Origin of the sequence: Streptomyces nymphaeiformis (assembly GCF_014203895.1) — a bacterium.
In the GTDB taxonomy this organism is placed as follows: domain Bacteria; phylum Actinomycetota; class Actinomycetes; order Streptomycetales; family Streptomycetaceae; genus Streptomyces; species Streptomyces nymphaeiformis.
Genome location: NZ_JACHJY010000016.1, coordinates 59,101 through 79,110 on the forward strand (window position 1 = coordinate 59,101; position 20,010 = coordinate 79,110).

At 72.6% G+C, this 20,010-nt stretch carries 18 protein-coding genes; 8 read left to right on the forward strand and 10 right to left on the reverse strand.

What is annotated here, in order from left to right; translation table 11 throughout:
* The first annotated feature begins 123 nt into the window (after positions 1-123).
* Positions 124-1,560 (forward strand): WGR domain-containing protein, encoded by a 1,437-nt coding sequence (locus GGE06_RS39190; protein WP_116157742.1) that lies wholly within the window; start codon positions 124-126, stop codon positions 1,558-1,560.
* On the forward strand, positions 1,557-2,039 hold the full coding sequence (locus tag GGE06_RS39195) for a hypothetical protein (protein WP_184933048.1): 483 nt from the start codon (positions 1,557-1,559) through the stop codon (positions 2,037-2,039). The genes GGE06_RS39190 and GGE06_RS39195 overlap by 4 nt, the downstream gene beginning before the upstream one ends.
* Before the next feature lie 10 nt (positions 2,040-2,049).
* Here GGE06_RS39195 and GGE06_RS39200 read toward each other — a convergent pair whose 3' ends face one another.
* The 3 genes from GGE06_RS39200 to GGE06_RS39210 all read right to left on the reverse strand — a co-directional run bounded on the left by GGE06_RS39200 (position 2,050) and on the right by GGE06_RS39210 (position 4,658).
* A complete protein-coding gene (locus GGE06_RS39200; protein WP_030694261.1) occupies positions 2,050-2,472 on the reverse strand; it encodes a DUF350 domain-containing protein in 423 nt (140 codons plus the stop codon).
* 135 nt (positions 2,473-2,607) lie between these two features.
* Complete coding sequence (locus GGE06_RS39205; RefSeq protein ID WP_184933049.1) at positions 2,608-3,222, reverse strand: HdeD family acid-resistance protein; 615 nt, start codon at positions 3,220-3,222, stop codon at positions 2,608-2,610.
* A 59-nt stretch (positions 3,223-3,281) separates the two neighbouring features.
* Entirely contained in the window at positions 3,282-4,658 is a 1,377-nt protein-coding gene (locus GGE06_RS39210) for a dipeptidase (protein WP_184933050.1), read from the reverse strand.
* Positions 4,659-4,830: 172 nt separating this feature from the next.
* On the opposite strand from GGE06_RS39210, the gene GGE06_RS39215 reads away from it, so the two are divergent.
* Positions 4,831-5,424, forward strand: coding sequence for a DoxX family protein (locus GGE06_RS39215; protein WP_246533038.1), 594 nt, complete (start codon positions 4,831-4,833; stop codon positions 5,422-5,424).
* A gap of 65 nt (positions 5,425-5,489) precedes the next feature.
* Entirely contained in the window at positions 5,490-6,401 is a 912-nt protein-coding gene (opcA, locus tag GGE06_RS39220) for a glucose-6-phosphate dehydrogenase assembly protein OpcA (RefSeq protein ID WP_116157738.1), read from the forward strand.
* A gap of 150 nt (positions 6,402-6,551) precedes the next feature.
* On the opposite strand, the gene GGE06_RS39225 is transcribed toward opcA, so the two are convergent.
* Both GGE06_RS39225 and GGE06_RS39230 read right to left on the reverse strand, forming a co-directional pair.
* Complete coding sequence (locus tag GGE06_RS39225) at positions 6,552-7,307, reverse strand: class I SAM-dependent methyltransferase (RefSeq protein ID WP_181924437.1); 756 nt, start codon at positions 7,305-7,307, stop codon at positions 6,552-6,554.
* 11 nt (positions 7,308-7,318) lie between these two features.
* On the reverse strand, positions 7,319-8,545 hold the full coding sequence (locus GGE06_RS39230) for a cytochrome P450 family protein (RefSeq protein ID WP_184933051.1): 1,227 nt from the start codon (positions 8,543-8,545) through the stop codon (positions 7,319-7,321).
* Positions 8,546-8,782: 237 nt separating this feature from the next.
* Here GGE06_RS39230 and GGE06_RS43920 point away from each other — a divergent pair, with 237 nt between their 5' ends.
* From GGE06_RS43920 to GGE06_RS39245, 3 genes are all read left to right on the forward strand, one after another.
* Positions 8,783-9,973 carry a cytochrome P450 gene (locus tag GGE06_RS43920; RefSeq protein ID WP_181924436.1) on the forward strand — a complete coding sequence of 397 codons (1,191 nt, stop codon included), beginning with the start codon at positions 8,783-8,785 and terminating at the stop codon, positions 9,971-9,973.
* 491 nt (positions 9,974-10,464) lie between these two features.
* Positions 10,465-10,746: a hypothetical protein gene (locus GGE06_RS39240; protein ID WP_116157734.1), complete on the forward strand. Its 282-nt coding sequence runs from the start codon at positions 10,465-10,467 to the stop codon at positions 10,744-10,746.
* A gap of 330 nt (positions 10,747-11,076) precedes the next feature.
* Entirely contained in the window at positions 11,077-11,685 is a 609-nt protein-coding gene (locus GGE06_RS39245) for a response regulator transcription factor (RefSeq protein ID WP_116157733.1), read from the forward strand.
* Here GGE06_RS39245 and GGE06_RS39250 read toward each other — a convergent pair.
* From GGE06_RS39250 to GGE06_RS39270, 5 genes are all read right to left on the reverse strand, one after another.
* A complete protein-coding gene (locus GGE06_RS39250) occupies positions 11,682-12,455 on the reverse strand; it encodes an integrase core domain-containing protein (protein ID WP_184933052.1) in 774 nt (257 codons plus the stop codon). The genes GGE06_RS39245 and GGE06_RS39250 overlap by 4 nt on opposite strands.
* 263 nt (positions 12,456-12,718) lie before the next feature.
* On the reverse strand, positions 12,719-13,963 hold the full coding sequence (locus GGE06_RS39255) for a sensor histidine kinase (protein WP_184933053.1): 1,245 nt from the start codon (positions 13,961-13,963) through the stop codon (positions 12,719-12,721).
* Between the two features lie 96 nt (positions 13,964-14,059).
* Positions 14,060-15,535 carry a SagB/ThcOx family dehydrogenase gene (locus tag GGE06_RS39260; RefSeq protein WP_184933054.1) on the reverse strand — a complete coding sequence of 492 codons (1,476 nt, stop codon included), beginning with the start codon at positions 15,533-15,535 and terminating at the stop codon, positions 14,060-14,062.
* Positions 15,536-15,578: 43 nt separating this feature from the next.
* On the reverse strand, positions 15,579-17,864 hold the full coding sequence (locus tag GGE06_RS39265) for a TOMM precursor leader peptide-binding protein (RefSeq protein WP_184933055.1): 2,286 nt from the start codon (positions 17,862-17,864) through the stop codon (positions 15,579-15,581).
* Positions 17,861-18,151 (reverse strand): hypothetical protein, encoded by a 291-nt coding sequence (locus GGE06_RS39270; RefSeq protein WP_116157728.1) that lies wholly within the window; start codon positions 18,149-18,151, stop codon positions 17,861-17,863. Before GGE06_RS39270 ends, GGE06_RS39265 begins: the two co-directional genes overlap by 4 nt.
* Positions 18,152-18,457: 306 nt before the next feature.
* Here GGE06_RS39270 and GGE06_RS39275 point away from each other — a divergent pair, with 306 nt between their 5' ends.
* The gene (locus GGE06_RS39275) at positions 18,458-20,008 is read left to right on the forward strand and encodes an acyl-CoA carboxylase subunit beta (RefSeq protein ID WP_184933056.1); all 1,551 of its coding nucleotides are present in this window, start codon (positions 18,458-18,460) and stop codon (positions 20,006-20,008) included.
* Positions 20,009-20,010 lie beyond the last annotated feature (2 nt).

Sequence of the window (20,010 nt, forward strand, 5' to 3'; positions counted from 1 at the left end):
CCATCGTCACAGGGGTGAATGTCCGGAATGCCGCGGTGAAAGTCCCGAATGCCCGGGTCTTTGGTCCCTTGGTCACGGCTTCACCCCGGGCCGTTGTCAGTGGTGCCCCCTACCGTTTTCACCATGACGACGACGACCTATCTGGAGCTGTCGCAGGACGGCGGCGGTGCCCACAAGTTCTACGAAGTGACCGTCGAGGACCTCGCGGTGTCGGTCCGTTACGGCCGGATCGGCTCGGACGGACAGACCCAGCGCTCCACGTTCGCGACGGCGGCGAAGGCCCAGGCCGCCGCGGCGAAGAAGATCGGCGAGAAGGTCCGCAAGGGGTACGCCCCCGCGGTCAGGGGCCAGCGTGCCGCGCGCGCCGTCACGCGCCGCGAGGTCACCTCCGCGCCCTCCACCGCGCGGGCCGTCGCCCCCGTCCTCTGGCGCTTCCGCACCGGTTCGGCCGCCTTCGGCATCCACGTCGACGAGGAGCGCTGCTGGGTGGGCAACCAGGCGGGGGACGTCTTCACGCTCGACCGGGCGGGCGAGGTGCAGGCCCGGTTCAGCCTGCCCGACGGCGTCAAGTGCCTGGTCGCCGACGACTTCTGGATCTACGCGGGCTGCGACGACGGCAAGGTGTACGACCTGTCGTCCAAGCTCCCCTTCGCCGCGTACGACATCGCCACCGACGTCGACATCTTCTGGCTCGACATCCACGAGGGCGTCCTGCACGTCGCCGACCGCTCCGGCCGGCTCACCGTCATCGATCACGAGGACGAGCACCAGTGGGCGCGCTCCGGTGCCGGGGAGCACGCCTGGATGGTCCGCGCCGACGGGGACGCCGTCTACTACGGGGACACGAGGGGCGTAGCGGCCCACGCCCCGGACGGCGGCGGCGAGCTGTGGCACACGGCCACCGAGGGCGGGGTCCTCTTCGGCTGGCAGGAGGACACCGCGGTCTACGCGGGCACGTCCCGCAAGAAGGTGCATCGGCTCGCGAAGAAGGACGGGCGCGTGGAGGCGGTGTACTCCTGCGACAGCCCGGTCTACTCCTGCGCGACCTCGCCCGGCGGCCGGTTCGTCTTCGCGGCCGACTCGGCCTCCTCCGTCTACTGCTTCGCGGAGGACGGCACCCGGCTGTGGAAGCTGGGCACGGGCGGCGGTTCGGCGCTCTCCATGCAGTACCGGGACGAGCGGCTCTACCTGGTGACCACGGACGGTTCGCTGGTCTGCGTGGACGCGAGCGAGGCGGCGATCGAGGCCGCCAAGGAGGGCACGGTCCCGGTCGCGCGGGACATCAAGCTCGCCGCCGCGCTCCCGGTGTACGAGCCGGCGACGACCGTGACCGCGGTGACCGCCGTCAGCGACGCCCCGGCCGGCTCGGTGGTCGTGGAGTGCGTGACCGAGGGCGGCAGGACCCGGGTGCGGGTCGTCTCCCAGGGGTACGACTCCGGGTGGAACGTGCAGTTCCCGCGGGCGATCCGGGAGCCCGGAGCGCGGTACGTGGTGGACGCCCTGCACCCGGCGGCGGGCGGGTTCTACCGGGTCCGCGGCGACATCCGGCGGCTGCTGTGACCACCGGAGCGGGGGGAGCCCCGGGCGTCTTCGAGGCGGCCACGGGCGACGGGCCGCCGCTGTCCCCGGCCGAGGCCGAGCAGCGCTCGCGGGAGGTTCGCGCGGCCGTCGACGGACTGCTCCAGATCAGGCGGTTGACCCTGAGCCGGGGCGGCGACCCGAGGACCGTGCCCGCCGACTGGGAGCGGCGGAGACCGGTTCGGGCGGTGGCCCTCGCCCTGGAGTCCGGCGGGGTCACGCCCTCGTCGGTGGACGCCTCGGGGACACGGCTCTCCACCGGGTACCGCGTCACGGCGGGGGAGCGGCCCGGGACGGCCGTGGTGGAGTGGCTCGGCCCGCCGGGGGCGGGCGCCGCCCAGGAGGAGGCGGCGGCCCTGGGCGACTGCGTGCCGGCCCTGGCGCGGCTCGGCTGGGAGGCGCTGCTCTACAAGGGACCGCGCGGCCGCCGCTTCCTGGAGGTGGAGCCCGTGTCCCCGTGAGGCGCGGGCGTCAGGCGATCGAGGCGGAGACGATCGCCGAGACCGCGATGTTGCAGGAGGCCGTCACCCAGACCGCCGGGTGCGGCTCGGGATCGACGAGCGTGGCGCCGAGCTTCCCCGGCGTGACCAGGTCGACGACGAGGAAGGCCACCGCCATCATCACCAGGCCGAGCAGGCCGAACGCGGCGGTCGAGACGAGCCCCTTGCCGAAGTGGTCGTACGTCGTCCAGATCGAGGTGAAGACGATGCCGCCGATGCCGAGGAGCGCCGAGCTCAGCAGGATCGCGGCGTTGCGGTTGCGGTCCTCCCAGATCTGGCGGCCGAGCTTGCCGGGGGTCAGCAGGTCCACGAGCACGATGCCGAGGATCAGCAGGACCACGCCGAGTGCGCCGTAGGCACCCGCCCGGCCAAGGCCGTTGACGATGTCACTCATGAAGGGCCGGCTCCGAAGGGTTGCGATCGCGGGGATCGATGGTCAAGGACCGGCAAAATGTAGCGTACGGGTGAACGGGGTCCGCCGCCCGCCCGGAGCTCGGGCGGACGGCGGACGGAGGCGGTGCGCATCCGGCTAGGCGCCCGGCGGGAGGTCCTTGGCGCGGGAGCGGACCATGAAGGCCGTGACGAGCTCGACGACGCCGACGACGAGGAGCCAGATGCCGGCGAGGACCGTGAGCACCGTGGCCGACTCCAGCGGGGCGACGATCAGCACCACACCGGCGACCGCGCTGACGATGCCGAGGAAGATCTGCCAGCCGCGCGCCGGCATCGCCGGGTCGGAGGCGGCCGCCACAGTCTGTGTGATGCCGCGGAAGAGCCAGCCGATGCCGATCCACAGCGCGAGCAGCAGGGTCGACTGCGTCGCGCCCCGGAAGCAGAACAGGCCGAGCAGGATCGACAGCGCGCCGCTGATGAAGGCCATGACCCGCAGGGCCGTGGTGGCGTGCGTGCCGAACGCGGCGACCAGTTGCATCACACCGCTGAGCAGCAGGTACAGGCCGAAGAGCACCCCCACCACCCGCAGGGTGGCCTCCGGCCAGGCCAGCACCATGACGCCGAGGATCAGCGAGGCGAGGCCGGCGACGAGCAGGGCCTGCCAGGCGAAGCCCGCGAGGAGTCCCACGGGCCCGGGTGGCACGTCCCCGCGTGCGTCGCGGCCGTACGGACTGTCGTGAGTCTGTGTCATGGAACCGCACCGGTCCTTTCGTTGCGGTCGGGGGAGGGGAGAGCCGGGAAGGGGCGGGGTCAGAGGGGAGTGGCGTACGAGCTCAGGAAGAGGGCCTCGGCCAGCGCCATGTGCTCGATCTCGGAGGGGTCCACGCTCTCGTTCGGCGCGTGGATGAGGCAGCCCGGCTCCTCGACGCCGATCAGGGCGATCTCCGCCTCGGGGAACTGCGCGGCGAGGACGTTGCACAGCGGGATCGACCCGCCCTGCCCCGACTGGACCATGTCCTTTCCGTACGCCTCGCGCAGCGCCGAAGCCAGGGCCCGGTAGGCGGGTCCGTCGGTGCGGGCCCTGAAGGGCTGGCCGGCGCTCTCCGGCTCCACCTCCACCCGCGCGCCCCACGGGGCGGCCGAGGTCAGATGGTCGGTGAGGGCGCGCAGGGCGTCGTTCGCGTCGATCCCCGGCGGCACCCGCAGGCTGACCCTGGCCCGTACCTTCGCCTGGATCGCCGCCGAGGAACCCACCACCGGCGGGCAGTCGATGCCGAGGACGGTGACGGCGGGCCGGGCCCACAGCTCGTCGGCCACCGAGCCCGTGCCGACCAGGGACACCCCGTCGAGGACGCCCACATCGGTGCGGAACTGCTCGACGGGGTAGTCCACCCCGTCCCAGGTGCCGTCGCCGGCGAGCCCCTTGATCGTCGTGTTGCCGTGCTCGTCGCGGAGGCCGTCGAGGATCCGGACGAGCGCGGCCAGGGCGTCGGGCGCGGGGCCGCCGAACATGCCGGAGTGCATCTCGCCCTTGAGGGTGGAGACGGTCACGACGACGTTGGTGAGCCCGCGCAGCGAGGTGGTGGCGGTGGGCAGACCCAGCGCGAAGTTGCCGGTGTCGCAGACCAACAGGGTGTCGGCGGCGAACAGTTCGGGCTGGAGCGGCACGAGCTGTTCGAGCCCGCCCGTCCCCTGCTCCTCCGAACCCTCCGCCACGAACTTGATGTTCACGGGGAAGCCCCGGCCCTCCGGCCCGCCGAGCGCGCGCAGCGCCGTCAGGTGCATGGCGATGTTGCCCTTGCAGTCGGCGGCGCCGCGGCCGTACCAGCGCCCGTCGCGCTCGGTGAGCTCGAAGGGAGGGGTCTCCCAGGCGGCGTCGTCGAGCGGCGGCTGCACGTCGTAGTGGCAGTAGAGCAGCACCGTCGGCGCGCCCTCGGGACCCGGCGCGTGCCCCACCACCGCGTCCGTGCCGTCCGGGGTCGTCACCCGGCGCATGCCGCGGAGTCCGGCCTCCGTGAAGGCCCGTACGAGGAAGTCGGCCGTCTTCGCGCACTCCTCGGGCGGGAACTGGCGCGGGTCGGCGACGGAGCGCATCGCCACCAGAGCGGTCAGGTCCTCCTTCGCCCGGGGCATCAGTGCCCGGACCTTCTCCCGCAGGGCTGCGGTCTCGGTGGACTCGGCGGACATGCGCACCCACTTCCCTCGGGGACGAAAAGCATCCTCAGTCAAGCAACAGTGGGCAATCGCCGCAAAACATGACTCATATGGCCTATTCGGAAGGTGCTCCGGAGGGCGCCGGGGAGCGGGCGGGACGAGAGTGGACGGCGTACGTGTCCGCCTCCCGCACCTGGAGAACCCCATGGGCCACCCCAACCGACGCGATCTCGGACTGCTCGTGCTGAGAGTCGGCACCGGTGCCGTGCTCGCCGCGCACGGCACGCAGAAGCTCCTCGGCTGGTTCGGGGGAGGCGGCATCGAGGGCACCACCAAGGCGATGGAGGCCATGGGCTTCCATCCGGGCCGCGAGAGCGCGGTCGCCGCCGGCCTCGGCGAGGCCGGCGGCGGAGCCCTCCTCGCCCTCGGTCTCGCGACCCCGGCCGCCGGCGCCGCCGCGGCGGGTGCGATGGCGGGAGCCGTCGCCGTGCACGCCCCGGCCGGCTTCTTCGCCATGAAAGGCGGCTACGAGTACCCGGCGTTCCTCGGCTTCACGGCAGCCGCGATCGGCCTCACCGGTGCCGGGCGGTACTCCCTGGACCACGCCACCGGACACGTCCTCGACCGGCCCTGGGTGGTCGTCACCGCCTTCCTCGGCACCGCGATCGCCGCCGCGGCCGTCGTCAACCGCCGTGCCCAGTACCAGGCGTCGCCCGACCTCGACCCCGACTCCGGCCCCGACTCCGGCCCGGACTCCGACTCGGACTCCGGCCCGGAGCCGGAGTCGGATCCGGCGTAGGACGCGTCCCGCCGGGGTGCTCGAACGCGTTAGGCTCGCGGCAGAGGAAGGGACGGGCGCCGCACATGAAGATCGATCTGACGGACACCGACTCCAGCAAGATCAACAAGGCGATCCTGCAGGGCCGCCGGGCCGTCGGCACCCCCGCCGTCGGCGCCGTGCTCACCCTCGTCGTCGTCACCGACGAGGAGAACGCGTACGACTCCGTCAAGGCGGCCAACGAGGCCTCCCGGGAACACCCTTCCCGGACCCTCGTCGTCATCAAGCGGCACGCGCGCACTCCGCGCGACCGGCACGAGAACCGGCTCGACGCCGAGGTCCGGCTCGGCACCGACGCGGGCTCCGGCGAGACGGTCCTGCTCCGGTTGTACGGGGAAGTCGGCGCCCACACCGACTCGGTGGTCCTGCCGCTGCTCCTGCCGGACGCGCCCGTCGTCGTCTGGTGGCCCGTCGACGCGCCCGAGGTGCCCTCCCGGGATCCGCTGGGCTCGCTGGCGCAGCGACGCATCACCGACATGTACGCGGTCGAGGACCCGCTCGCCGCCCTGGCGAAGCGCGCCGCCTCGTACGCGCCCGGCGACACCGACCTCGCCTGGACCCGGCTCACCCCGTGGCGCTCGATGCTGGCCGCGGCGCTCGACCAGGCGCCGCTCACCGTCACCTCGGCCGCCGTCGAGAGCGAGGCGGAGAACCCGAGCGCCGAACTCCTGGCCCGCTGGTTCGAGGTGCGGCTCGGCGTCTCCGTCGACCGGGTCGTCACCGACGGGCCCGTCGTCACGGCCGTCCGCATGGGCACCGCGGACGGCGAGATCCGCATCGACCGGCCCGAGGGCCCGGTCGCGCGGCTCGCCATCCCCGGCCAGCCCAGCAGGGTCCTCGCCCTGAAGGTCCGGACCACCGCGGAGCTGATCGCCGAGGAACTCCGCCGCCTCGACCCCGACGAGGCCTACGCGGCGGCACTGCGCGGCGGCGCCTGACGGACCAGCGCCTGTCGCGGCGGCGCCTGACGGGTCGGCGCCTGACGGGTCCCCCCTTGCGGGTCCGCGCCGCCTGGCGGGTCCGCCCCTGACCGGTCGGTGCCTGACGGGCCCGGCCGGTCCGGCCGCCGGGCCTCGCGGGCCCGGCCGTCAGGTCTTCCGGGTGAAGACCAGGACGACGTCCGCCGCCTCCCTGACCCGGGGGACATCCGGGTCGGGGAGGGCGAGCAGCCGGGATCTCGTCTCGTCCACCAGGGCGGTGGCCTCGTCGCCCACCGCCCAGGCGCCGGTGAACAGGCCGCGCGTCAGCGACTCGGCCATCGCCCGGGGCGTCACCTGGAAGGACGTGGGGCGCTCCGACGCCGTCCCCTCGTAGACGAGACCCCGCGCCGCGGCGATCGGGGCCAGCCACTCCGGTCCGTCGCGGCGGCTGCCCTCCGGATCGAGGCGGTCCTCCAACGCTCCCACGAGGACGCCGACATCGTCCGCCGGGCGCGTGCCGCCCGCCGGGATCACCAGATAGCGCCCACCCGGCCGCAGCACCCGCGCGGCCTCGGCCAGGACGGCCCTGTTGTCCGGGCCCGCGTGCAGCAGCCAGGTCGAGACCGCCTGGTCCACCGACCCGCTCCGCACGGGCAGCCGGCAGGCGTCGCCCACGGCCACCCGCGCGCCGAGCCGGGCCTCCGCCCGTGCGAGCATCCCGGGCGAGAGGTCGACGCCGAACACGGTGTGCCCCCGCGCCGTCAGCTCGGCCGCCACGATGCCCGTACCGACGCCGATGTCGAGCACCGGCCGGGCCGGGTCGAGCAGCGGCGCGAGCTGCTCCGCGAAACCGGCGGCACGCGCCGTACCGCCGCGCGACTCGTCGTACCCCGGGGCGATCTCGTCGAAGTTCGCCGCTGTCACCGTCGTCCCCCTCACGCCTGCGGGGTGAAGGTCACGGGCAGCGTCGCCATGCCGCGCAGGATGCCCTCGCGCCGGCTCAGGTCGGCGTCCGGGTCGGCGAGCCGCAGGTCGGGGAAGCGCCGCAGCAGGGTGCCGATGGCGATCCTGGCCTCCGCGCGGGCCAGCGGAGCGCCCAGGCAGAAATGCACACCATGGCCGAAAGCGAGCTGTTGCGGGACCTCGCGGCGGGCCACGTCGAGGATGTCGGGTCGGTCGTAGCGCGCCGGGTCGCGGTTGGCCGCGGCGAGTCCGATGATGATCATCTCGCCGGGCGGGACGGTGACCCCGCCGATCTCGTACGCGTCGACCGTGAAGCGCGCGACGCCCCGGCTCACCGGTCCCTCGTAGCGCAGGAGTTCCTCGATCGCCCCGGGCAGCAGCGAGGGGTCGTCGCGCAGCGCGGCGAACTGCTCCGGGTGGCGCAGGAGGGCGTGGACGCCGTTCGCGATGAGGCTCGCCGTCGTCTCGTGGCCGGCGAGCGTGAGCAGGATGGCCATGGCCGTCAGCTCGCGGTCGCTGATCTTCTCCTCGGCCTGCGCGGCGCAGAGCGCGCTCAGCAGGTCGTCCTTCGGGTCCGCCTTGCGTGCGGCGATCAACGGCTCGAAGAACTCGGTGAGTTCGGCCCGGGCCCTGGCCCCCTTGGCGAGCCGCTCGGGAGTGTTGGGCGGCATGATGAGGCCGACCGCGAGGCGGGCGAAGTCCGGCTGCCCCTCGGCCGGGATGCCGATGAGCTCGCTGAGCACGGCCATCGGCAGCGGCAGCGCGAACTCGGAGACCAGATCGGCGGATCCGCGCGCGGCGATCGCGTCGAGGAAGGCGTCGGTGTGCGCCTGGACGCGGGGCGCGAGCGCCTCCACGCGGCGGAAGGTGAAGGCCTTCGAGACCAGGTTGCGCAGCCGGGTGTGGTCCTCGCCGTTGGCCACGAGCATGCTGGCCATCAGGACGTTGGTGCGCTCCTGGTGGGCCATCTCCTCCTCGAGGCCGTTGACCCCGACGGGGCTGCTGCTGAGGCGCGGGTCGGTGAGCGCGGCCACCGCCTCGTCGTAACCGGTGACCATCCAGACTTCAAGGGTGGGATTCAGCCGGACGCGCTGCACGACTCCGTGCTCGCGGATGCGTTCGAAGAGCGGGTAGGGGTTGGGCTGTTGAGCAACGTTTACCGGGACATCGTGGACGATTGTCTGGTCTTGACCGGTCATCTTCCGTAACTCCCCGAAGCTTTGTGAAAGATCTGTGGCAGGTAGTCATACCAGCCACCCCAGTTGCGTGGTAGCGTCACCGGCGCTCGGCTCGGATGATGTTCGAAGAAGCACCGACCAACAATCGGTGAAGCACCAACGAGGCGTTCCACCCACCGGTGATCCGGCGTCTCGTGCGCTCAACTCGGTCAGCAGCCAAGGCCTCAACCAGGCCCGATGCGCAGGGGGAGACGTTTCGTGGAGCAAGCGGCAGCCGTGGACCCGATTCTGGATCTGGCCCGTCCGTCGATCCTGCGGAACCCCTACCCGGCCTACGCCCGCATGCGGGAGGCGACGCCGGTCCTCTGGCACGAACTGCTCGGTTCCTGGGTCCTGACCCGCCATGCCGACTGCCTCGCGGTGCTCACCGACAGCAACCGTTTCGCCTCCGACTGGCGCCGCGCCGGCGAGGACATCCCCGCACCGCTGCTGAGCGTCCAGACCCTCGACCCGCCGGAGCACACCGCCATCCGGCACCTGCTGCTCGACGGCTTCCGCGCCCAGGACCGGCAGGCCCTGCACGACGGCCTGGAGCTCCAGATCGCGGACCTGCTCGCCGAGCTGGCCCGGCGGCCCTCCTTCGACTTCGTCGGAGAGCTCGCCGAGCCGGTCGCCCTCCGCTTCGTGACCGCGTTCCTCGGCGTCCCGGCGCCCGAGCTCGACTGGTTCGTGCCCATGTCCCGTACCGTCGTCGACGGCATGGACGCCGGGCTCTGGCCCGAGAAGCACGAGCCCGCCGTCGCGGCCCGGGCCCGGCTCGCGGAGTACGCCGGCGGCTGGCTCGCGGACCCGCCCAAGGAAGGCCTCATCGCGTACGTGGCCGAGCACGCGGCGGACAGCGGAGTGGCAGAAACGGTTCTTCGGAACAGTCTGCGCGCCGTCCTCCACGCCGGCTACGAATCCGCCTCGCGGCTCCTCGGCAACGCCGCGGCCGCCCTCCTCACCACCCCCGGCGCGCTCGACGCGTTCCGGGCGAGCCCGGGCGCGGCCGTGGACGAACTCATCCGGTACGACGCACCGGTCCAGGCGGACGCCCGGGTCTGCGTCACCGACACCGAACTGGGTGGCGTCACCATCAAGGCGGGTGATCCGGTCACGCTCTTCCTGGGCGCGGCCAACCACGACCCGCTGCGCTTCGACCACCCCACAGAGCTGCGACTCGACCGCGCCCCGAACCCACACCTCGGGTTCGGACGCGGGGCCCATGCCTGTCTGGGCGCGTCCATGGCGATCCGGCTCGCCGGATCGGTCCTCGGGGCCTTGGCCAGGGACTACCCGGACGCACGGGCGGTCGCGGAACCGGACCACCGGCGCAATCTGACCCTCCGCGGTCTCGACCGCTTCGAGGTCACCCTGCGCCCACGAGCGGGGGAGGAGGTTCGACCATGAAGTACTGGCACTGAAACCCATGAGCGTGACGCCCGTCCGGGAGGCGGGCACCACGCCGGTGTACGCCTGACGTGCACCCCCGCCGGAGCCCGAGCCCGCTGCACGGCTCGGGCTCCGGCCCATCCCGGACACGAAGGCCTCGGCCACGTCGCCATGTCCGGCGCCCTGCCATGTCCGGCGCCCCGGCATGACCGCCGCCCCGCCACGGCCGGCACCCCGGCATGTCCGCCACCCCGGCGCGGCTGGCACGCGGCAGGGCCGCCGCCCCGCCACGGCCGCCGCCCCGGCGCGGCCGGCACCCCGGCGCGGCCGGCACCCCGGCATGCCTGCCGTGCCGGTAGAGCGGGGCCGCCTCCTGTGACGTGCCACCGACACTCCGCGCGGTGAACGCCCCGAGAACGCCCTCGGGCCACCACTCGTGACATCCTCGGACGAACCGCCCACACCGACCGTCCGGCCGTGGGCCTCCTCGTCCTGCGCGGAGGGACACCTTGCTCATCAGCCACGCCGTACGCCACGACGCCCTGCACGTCACGCTCCACCGCGACCTGGACGTCACCAACCGCGCCGCGGCGGCGCTCCAGATCCAGGCCCTCGTCCAGGAGCACCGGCCCGTCCGGGTCGTCATCGCGGTCCCGGCCGCCGACCCCAGCCCCGCGACCCTCAGTGCCCTGGCCCGCGCCCACCGCATGTGCGCCGGCATCGGCGTCCCCCTCACCCTCAGCGGCGCGAGCGACCGCACGCGCCGCCTGCTGGACGCCAACAGCGTCTGAAACGGGTACGACGCCCTGCACGGCATCCCCGGCGGCCCGCACGACACGGCCCGACGGCGTCCTGGGCCACCTGCTGCGCGTCGGCGACGCGGCCGGCCTCACCGTCCGCGACGCCCCCCGGCCTGCAGACCGCCTTCCTCACCCGCTGCCGTCCCGCCGCGCCGCCTGGCACGCCTACCGCACGCGACCTCCACATCCTGGGGCGCAACCTTCCCGCGCTGCTCGTCCAAGTCGGGCTCCAGTCACGGCTGTTCACGTCCGGGGCGTGGTCGGGAGCGTGTACCGGGGTAACATCTGCCCTCGCGATCAAGCGGCTTGGGGGAACTTACGTTGAGCATCCGGGTGTTACTTGCCGAGGACATGCACATGGTGCGAGGCGCCCTGGTGGCGCTCCTCGAGTTGGAAGAGGACATCGACGTCGTCGCGGAGCTGGCGAACGGCGACGAGATCGTCCCCACGGCCCTGGAGAAGCGGCCGGACGTCGCGGTCCTCGACATCGATCTGGCGGGCATGGACGGACTCACCGCGGCGGCCCAGCTGCGCGACGTGCTGCCGGAGTGCCAGACGCTGATCCTCACCAGCCTCGGCCGGCCGGGAACGTTCCGGCGGGCGCTGCGCGCAGGGGTGCGCGGGTTCATCCTGAAGGACGCGCCGCCGCGTCAACTCGCCCAGGCCATACGCAGGGTGGCGCAGGGCGAACGGGTCGTGGACCCGGATCTCATGGTGGCCGCGTGGGACAGCGGGGACAGTCCGCTGACCGAGCGGGAGACGGAGGTGCTGCGGCTGGCGGCAGACGGCGCCGAGGTCGCGGAGATCGCGGGCCGGCTCTACCTGTCGGTGGGCACCGTGCGGAACTACCTCACCGCGACCTCGGTCAAGCTGAACGCCCGCAACCGGCTGGACGCGGTACGGATCGCGCGCGAGGCCGGCTGGCTCTAGGTGTATTGACCTGCAGCGTTGTTGACGCGGGTGATGGGTGGGTGTCCGTCGAGTGCGGTGTGGCAGCGGTGGTGGTTGTAGGTGTGGAGGAAGTCTGCCAGGGCGTCGGTCCGCTCGGTGTTGGAGGTGTAGGGCCGCAGATAGGCCCACTCGTCGAGGAGGGTGCGGTTGAAGCGTTCGACCTTGCCGTTGGTCTGGGGCCGGTAGGCGCGGGTGAGTTTGCCCGTGGCGCCGAGTTCCGCGAGGGCGGCCTTCCAGGCCAGGCCCTTGCGGTAGGCCCGGGCGTTGTCGGTCAAGACCCGCTCGATCCGGTCGATGCCCTGGGAGTGGAAGAAGGCGGCCGCGCGGATCAGGAAGCCCGCGCAGGTCGCGACCTTCTCGTCGCCGTGGATCTCGCTGTAGGCCGGACGGGAGTGGTCGTCGACGGCGGAGTGGATGTAGTCGAAGCCCATGTTGCTGCGGGTGGCCCGGCCGGCCTGGCGGCCCAGGGTCCTGTGGCCGCCGCCGTCGGGGATCCGGCCGAGCTTCTTCACGTCCACGTGGATCAGCTCGCCGGGACGGTCGCGTTCGTAGCGGCGGATCACCGTGCCGGTCGACCGGTCGTGCAGACCCGCCTCGCCCTCGGCCCGCCACCGGCGGATCCATTTGTGGGCCGTGGCCCGGGAGATACCCATCTCGGCGGCCACATGCGCGACCGGACGGCCTGAGCAGACACGTTCGACCAGCAGTCTCCTACCGAAGACGGTCAGCCGGGCATTACGGTGGGCCACGAAGACCTCCGGGCGGTGAGTTCCTAGACGGCTCCCACCACACCGGAGGTCTTCGCGATGTTCAAGAGCACGGCCGTGTCAACAACGCTCGTGATCAATACACCTAGGCGGTGTGTCGCCGGTCGGGCCGGGCGTCGCGAGCCCGGCCCGATCGGCAGGCCCCCAGGGGCGCTCGCCCCGATCGCGTCGGGCTCGGAAGCCCGGGGCCGCTCGACCGGATCACGTCCTCCGGCCCGGCGGGGTCCCGGAGCAGGACCCCGTGCTCACCCCACCAGGCTCTCGTCGTCGGAGGCGTCCGCGTCCGGCGCCGGCGTCTCGTGGGCGTCCGCCGCGGCCGAGGCCTCCAGGTGGAACCAGCCGTCCTCGCGCACCTCGGCGGAGAAGGTGCCGCCGACCTCGGAGAGCCGCAGGGCGAGGTTGGACAGGCCGCCGTTGTCCCGGGCGAGCTGCTCCGGGCGGCACCGGCCGAGCTCGCGCAGCCGCGGCGGCACGCCGTCGTTCGCCAGGCGCAGGCTGATCACGCCTTCCTGGGCGACCGCGTCGATGGTGCAGCGGGAAGCCTTGCTGTGCCGTATCACGTTGGTGACACCCTCACGCAGCACCGTCGCCAGCACGGTGTCGGCGCTCCCCGACAACCGGCCGCAGTCCACCCGTAGATGGGCGTCTATGCCGGCCGCCGACAGCACGGAGCGGGCCGAGGACAGTTCCGTCAGGAGCGACATCGAACGGTAGCTCCGGGCCACCTCGCGGACGTCCCGCAGGGCTTGGCGCGACAGCTCGACGATGCTCTCCAGCTCCGTCCTGGCCCGCTCGGGCGAGCGGTTGACCATGGTGTGGGCCAGTTCGCTCTTCAGCGTGATCGCCGACAGGGTGAAGCCCAGGAGGTCGTGCAGGTCCCGGGCGAACCGCAGCCGTTCCTTGATGACGGCGACGCGGGTGATGTCCTCCTGTGCCTCGTGCACGGCCAGCGTGAGGTCGGACAGCAGGGTGAGGCTGTACACGATGATGCCGGTGACCAGCGTCGACATCATCATGTACAGAACGTTGACGACGGTGCCCTGCTCGGTGTGGGCGGTGCCCACGCCGATGGCCACGATCAGCGCGCCGAACGCCGGGAGCGCCACTCGGCGGGGCAGCAGGATCAACATGGACGCGCCGGTGAAGCCGCCCATCCCGCCCCACGGCCCGCCGAGTAACAGCACGGGCACGACCGTGAGCAGTGCCTGCCCGAGCAGCGTCCAGCGTCCGTATCTGGCGCGCAGCCGGCGGAACCGCGGGAGGGTGTGGACCAGTTGGAGCCCGAGGATCGCGGGCAGCACGGTGGCGCTGCAGGCGACGGTGACCGCGGTGATCCCTTCGTTGAGGATGTCGACGACCTGCATCGTCAGGAACGCCGCGATGACCGTCCAGACCACGACCAGTGCGAACCGCGGCGCCGGAGCCTCGATGCCGAGGACCCGGACTCCGGGTTCCTGCCTGACGGGGCTCTCCGTGTAACGGTCTGTCATGGCTCTCCCTCTGGTCACACCGGACGGGGGCAACGGTCGATGGTAATGCCGTACCTTGACGTTGCAGCCAACTATGCGTGGTGTGACGGTTGTCGGTCAGTCCCTTGAGGACACTTCGCGTTCCTCCGGGAGGGCACCGAGGATGAACTCGCCGACCGCCGACTCTTCCCGCCAGTCAAGACCGAACGCCTCCGCCGACAGCTGGGTGGTGCCGGTGCCCAGCGCACACGGTGCCAGACCCATGCCGGTCGCCAGCAGATACAGCGTCTGCTGCACCACGCCGGCGTGCTTCAGCGTCAGCGCGTACGCGAGCCCGCTGTACTTCCAGGAGACCCGGGCGAACCTGGCCGTCAAGGTGAGCAGCAGCGCGGGCTGGGCACTCATGCCCGTACCGGCCTGTGCCTCGTCGAGGAGCGCGGTGGTCAGCTGTGCGCGGGCGGGCAGCCGGATCAGCGCGTGGTCGAGGGGGTCGTAGTAGTAGGCGCCGGGTTCGAGGCCGGCGCATCGGCCCACGGTCAGATAGCACTCCAGCTCGTAGCGCGCGCCGCCGCTCGGGTACGGGCGGCGCTGCGGCTCGTGCGGGGCGCCGGGCACGGCGGGCTCCCGGACCCGCAGGGAGCGGTGGAGGACCTCACCGAGCTGGTGGAGCGTCAGACCGGTGGATCCGTGGTCGCGAACCGAACGCCGCCGCTCCAGGACCTCGGTCAGGGAGGTGTCCCAGTCGGGGACGCCGGGGCCCGGCCGGGGCAGCTTGATCCGGGGCCCGCTCGGTGGCTGCTTGAGCCGGGGCGGCTCTTCCTGGCGGCCCCGCAGGGGGTAGGTGGCGCCGAAGTCGCCGTCGCGGCCGCCGGGGCGGCTGCTCCAGTGGAAGCGCAGGTCGTCGGCGGACCACGGGAGCAGCGCGGGGTCGTGGTCCTCGGGGAAGACGGCGTCGTGGGGCGCCGTGGGCTGTTCCGCGACCTCCACCATGCCGGTGGCGACGAGGTGGGAGACGAGCGCTCCGACCACCGGTGCGGCCAACGGCATCCGTGCGGCTGCTCGTTCGAGGGTGACGGGCCGGCTGAGCGAGCTGATCAGCCAGCCCGCCTCGGGCCGGGCGAAGACGGCGCGGAACTGCGACAGCGGCGACTCCAGCACCATGTCGTGGCCGCTGGAACGCAGCGCGGCGAACCGCGACAGCCGCATCATGTGCCCGGCCGGCACCGGAACCGGATCGAGCCGGGCGCCGGTGACCGTCGGCACCACGGACAGCAGGGGCCGCTCGCCGTCCGGCGCGCCGACGGAGCGTACGACGAGCCCGGTCAGCTGCCGCAGCGCTTGCAACAGGCGGAGCCGGGCGGCGAGTTCGTCGACACCGGGCACGTTGTCCAGCTGGACGGGGCCGAGCAGCATGCGGCGCAGCGTCTCGGTGAGCACCGTGCCGGGGCGCGGGATGCGCAGGGCACCCCACCGGGAGTGCAGCACCAGGGCGGAACCCTCCGGGAGTTCCTCCAGCAGGGTCTCCTCCCGCAGTGACCACAGTTCGATGGAGGGGGTGGGCGCTGAACTGCCCTGGGGTTGCACGGGTGGCACGATCGCTCCTGCTCGGGCTCGGCGTTACGCGGCTCGGCATTGCTCAGACAAACAGCGGTATCGGGTTCAGCTCCTCGTACGGCGTCGGCTCGGGCAGTCTGCCGAGGGACACCGGGACGTCGTAGAGCCTCCCCGGGGCGAACCGGGGCCAGAAGTGCCGCAGACCGGGAACCAGGATCCGCACCACGGGCAGGCCCAGGTCGGGACGGGTCTGGTCCAGTATGCACACCTCCAACCCCTTGCCCTCGATGGTTCGGCGCAGGTTCTGGAACTCCTCGAGCACGCCTCCGACACCGCTCAAGGCGTAGTCGAGCGGGGTGCGGGCGGGGACGCCGGGATCGGGGGCGAGGTAGGGCATGGCGTCCCGGGCGGCGGTGCGCCACCAGTGCAGGGCGACCGGGTCGGTACAGGCGTACCCGGTGCCGTCCGGGTGGGAGTCGAGGACCGGCGGGAGCATCTGGTTCAGTTCGGTGACCGCCCGGGAGAGGGCGATCGCCGGGTCCGGGTGGGCGCCGAAACCGAAGACGATGTCCTCGGGGGCGCCGACGCCCCGGTCGGTGCGCCGGGACAGCGCGGCGAACACCGGCACGCCGAGGTCCGAAGTGAGGTCCAACGCCCATACCTCGCGGTGGAGTTCCCGGTGCGTCCGGAGCACCTCGGCGGTCCAGTGGTCGTCGAAGGCGGTCAGGTCGACGCCCGGCTGGCGGGTGCGGTTGTACCACCACAGGGCGACGGCGTCGCGTTCGACGAGTTCGAGGAGGCCCTGCAGGGCCGCGTCCTCCAGCGAGCTGCCGGCCGCGCAGCCGTTGGAGTCCGCGCGGACCATCCGCCGGCCGGCCGCGTCGGGGGCGTGGTAGTAGAGCAGCGCGGCCGGCAACAGCACGTGTCGTTCCCGGGTGAGGGACCAGACCGGCGACCAGTCCAGCTCCGCGTCCGGGTCGAACGCCTCGGCCACCTGGTGGAACGGGTGGCCTCCGGCGTTCCACCGGGCGCGCTCGGCGATCTGGCGCTCGTGCCAGAGCTGGCAGTCGGCGGGGTGTACGGCGTCCGGTCCGAGCGTGCGCAGCGAGCCCCGTACGACGGACTCGTCGCCCTGCCACCGGCCGCTGATCCGCTCCAGCGCCTCGCACAGCGCGCCGACCCGGGCGTCCAGCGCCGTCCTTCCCTTGCCCGAACTCTCCTGGCGCAGCGAGGCGTTCAGTTCCGTCATGTGGCGGGGAGTCAGGGCCAGGTTGTGTCCTGCCCGGTAGACGTTGAGCAGTTCGGGACCGCGCCGGTCGCGGCGGATCTCCTTCACGACGCCGGTCACCGGGTCGACCAGGTGGCCGTACCGGTCCAGCATCGCCTGCGCGGACAGCGCGCGGTGGCCTCCGGAGGTGCGCACGGTGCGGTGGCGGCCGGTCAGGACGACCGGCCGGGCCGCCTGGCGGGCCATCAGGGAGGGGTCCCCGCACTCGGGGCACTGCGGGCGCCGGGTGAGCGGGTGCGACCGGCTGGTCAGGTTCAGCGTGTCGAGGGTGACCACGCGGTCGTGCTCCTCGCCGCGGTGTCCCGCCAGCCACTTGACGCACTCCAGGGCGGCGATCTGGGCGCCGAGAGCGCGGGTGGCCGGAAGCCCGGCGTGCGGCACGTCCACCGCGGCCCCGACGTGCGCCCCGCGGACCGGCGCCTCGGCGCAGCGGTGGGCGCGAAGCCGGTGGGCCAGGCAGTTCCAGCAGGCGCCGGCCTCCGTGCCGGGCCGGAACACCGGTCCCACCCACAGCGTGGTGCCGCACAGCTTGGCGAGCAGCCACGGGCGGCCGTCGTCGCGGTGGGCCGCGTCCACGGCGGCCAGCCGCGGGTCGAGGTAGTCGGTACAGACGACCAGGTCGAGGGTGGCGGGGGCGCCGGACTCGGCGACGGTGACCCCGGCGCGACGGCACGCGGCGGCCAGCCCGGAGTCGTCCAGGTCGCCGACGGTGACGATGCGTACCGTTCCGGTCCCGTCCGGGGCCTCGGTGCCGGCGAGGTCCCAGTACGCGCGGGCCGCGGGGTCCTCGGCGCCGCTCTCCTGGGGCGGGTGGTGGCCGAGCAGACCGCAGCGGGTCAGCTGCCCCACGATCTGCGCGACCTGCGCAGGGGGAACGAGGGGCGCCGCGGCCTCCAGCAGGGTGGCGAGGTCACGCGTGCCGTCCAGCAGCGGCGCGAGGGCCGCGAGATGGGGGCCGCGGACCGCGGCGACCCCGTGCTCCGACATCAGGTAGACGGCGTCCCCCGAGATCACCTCCAACCGCAGGTGGCGCTTGAAACCGATCAGTGGCGCCCGCTCGTTCCTCCTGCGCCCGGTCATATCGTCAGGGCCTCCGCGCCGCGGCCGGCGGTGTCGGGCTCGACGTCGCAGATGCTCAGGCAGGCACCGGCTGCCGGGGCGTCGGCGGGCAGCAGTTCGAAGCGGTCCACGACCACGTCGAGTTCCTCGGCCAGCGGCAGCGCGGGCGCGCTCTCCCCGGGCAGCGGCCGGATGCCCGCCTCGGCCAGCACCTGGTACGGGTTCTGCTCGTACCGGCGGCGCAGGGCCGGGTCGGTCCAGGCTCGGACGATCAGCTCTGCGAAACGCCAGTCCTTGTCGATGGACATGCTCTTCCTCCGTTGATCCGGCCGGATCCGGCCGCGAGTCGATGGACGCTGGAGCCGTGTTCAGGCAAGGAGTAAACGAAATCCGAGCGATCCTTGACCAGTGCCGCTCTCACGGGCGCTCCGTGAAAAAGTCATAGCCGGAGCCGGGAGCCCCGCACTACCGGCCGGCTCCGGGCGGGTGCCAAGCTGCGCGCCGCGCGTGTGCGGCCCCCGCCGGGCCCGCCGGGCGCGTGTCGACCGGGTCTCCAGCCTGTTCCGAGGTGCCTCTCCCAGCGTGACCGCAGCCGTCGCGCGGAGGAGGATGCCATGACCGCAAGGGAACGGGTCGCCGAGCTGCACGAGATCCGGGAGCGGATCCTGCGGGGCCCCGATGACAAGGCCACCGAGGCGCAACACGCCAAGGGCAAGCTGACCGCGCGCGAGCGCATCGGACTGCTCCTGGACGAGGGTTCCTTCAACGAGGTCGAGCCGCTGCGCCGGCACCGCGCGCAGGGCTTCGGCCTGGAGGCGAAACGGCCCTACACCGACGGTGTGATCGTCGGCTGGGGCACCGTGCACGGGCGGACGGTGTTCGTCTACGCACACGACTTCCGGATCTTCGGCGGCGCGCTCGGCGAGGCGCACGCCCAGAAGATCCACAAGATCATGGACATGGCCATCGCGGCCGGCGCGCCGCTGGTCTCCCTGAACGACGGCGCCGGCGCCCGCATCCAGGAGGGGGTCACCGCCCTCGCCGGCTACGGCGGCATCTTCCAGCGCAACAGCCGGGCCTCCGGGGTGATCCCGCAGATCTCCGTCATGCTCGGCCCGTGCGCCGGCGGCGCGGCGTACTCGCCGGCGCTGACCGACTTCGTGTTCATGGTCCGCGAGACCTCGCAGATGTTCATCACCGGCCCGGACGTCGTCAAGGCGGTCACCGGCGAGGAGATCACCCAGAACGGCCTCGGCGGCGCCGACGTCCACTCCTCGGTCTCGGGAGTGTCCCACTTCGTCCACGACGACGAGCAGACCTGCATCGACGAGGTGCGCTATCTGCTGTCGCTGCTGCCGCAGAACAACCGGGAGGCGCCCCCGGCACGGCCGGCCGACGACCCCGTCGAGCGCCGCAACGACGTGCTGCTCGACCTGGTGCCCGCCGAGGGCAACCGCCCGTACGACATGCGGGAGGTGATCGAGGAGATCGTCGACGACGGAGAGTACCTGGAGGTCGGCGAGCACTGGGCGACCAACGTCATCTGCGCACTCGCACGGATCGACGGCCAGGTGACCGGCCTGATCGCCAACCAGCCGAAGTCACTGGCGGGCGTGCTGGACATCGACGCCTCGGACAAGGCCGCGCGCTTCGTCCAGACCTGCGACGCGTTCAACATCCCGCTGGTGACGCTCCTCGACGTGCCGGGCTTCCTGCCGGGCGTCGACCAGGAGCACGGCGGCATCATCCGGCACGGCGCCAAACTGCTGTACGCCTACTGCGCCGCGACCGTCCCGCGCATCTCGCTGATCCTGCGCAAGGCCTACGGCGGCGCCTACATCGTGATGGACTCGCGCTCGATCGGCGCGGACCTGGCGTACGCCTGGCCGACCAACGAGATCGCCGTCATGGGAGCCGAGGGCGCGGCGAACGTGATCTTCCGGCGGGACATCGCCGGGGCGGAGGACCCCGAGTCGATGCGGGCGCAGCGGATCAAGGAATACCAGAGCGAGCTGATGCACCCGTACTACGGGGCCGAGCGCGGTCTCGTCGACGACGTCATCGACCCCGCCGAGACCCGTGCCGTACTGGCCGCCGGACTCGCCATGCTCCGTGCCAAGCACGCGGAGCTGCCCAGCCGCAAACACGGCAACCAGCCCATGTGAGG

Excerpts from the sequence above, each read along its gene's own strand:
- opcA (WP_116157738.1), top strand. The coding sequence starts at position 5,490 with ATGAAGATCGATCTGACGGACACCGACTCCAGCAAGATCAACAAGGCG.
- GGE06_RS39265 (WP_184933055.1), bottom strand. The coding sequence starts at position 17,864 with ATGACCGGGCGCAGGAGGAACGAGCGGGCGCCACTGATCGGTTTCAAG.
- GGE06_RS39275 (WP_184933056.1), top strand. The coding sequence starts at position 18,458 with ATGACCGCAAGGGAACGGGTCGCCGAGCTGCACGAGATCCGGGAGCGG.
- GGE06_RS39190 (WP_116157742.1), top strand. The coding sequence starts at position 124 with ATGACGACGACGACCTATCTGGAGCTGTCGCAGGACGGCGGCGGTGCC.
- GGE06_RS39255 (WP_184933053.1), bottom strand. The coding sequence starts at position 13,963 with ATGACAGACCGTTACACGGAGAGCCCCGTCAGGCAGGAACCCGGAGTC.
- GGE06_RS39210 (WP_184933050.1), bottom strand. The coding sequence starts at position 4,658 with ATGTCCGCCGAGTCCACCGAGACCGCAGCCCTGCGGGAGAAGGTCCGG.
- GGE06_RS39215 (WP_246533038.1), top strand. The coding sequence starts at position 4,831 with ATGGGCCACCCCAACCGACGCGATCTCGGACTGCTCGTGCTGAGAGTC.
- GGE06_RS39200 (WP_030694261.1), bottom strand. The coding sequence starts at position 2,472 with ATGAGTGACATCGTCAACGGCCTTGGCCGGGCGGGTGCCTACGGCGCA.
- GGE06_RS39270 (WP_116157728.1), bottom strand. The coding sequence starts at position 18,151 with ATGTCCATCGACAAGGACTGGCGTTTCGCAGAGCTGATCGTCCGAGCC.
- GGE06_RS39205 (WP_184933049.1), bottom strand. The coding sequence starts at position 3,222 with ATGACACAGACTCACGACAGTCCGTACGGCCGCGACGCACGCGGGGAC.
- GGE06_RS39230 (WP_184933051.1), bottom strand. The coding sequence starts at position 8,545 with ATGACCGGTCAAGACCAGACAATCGTCCACGATGTCCCGGTAAACGTT.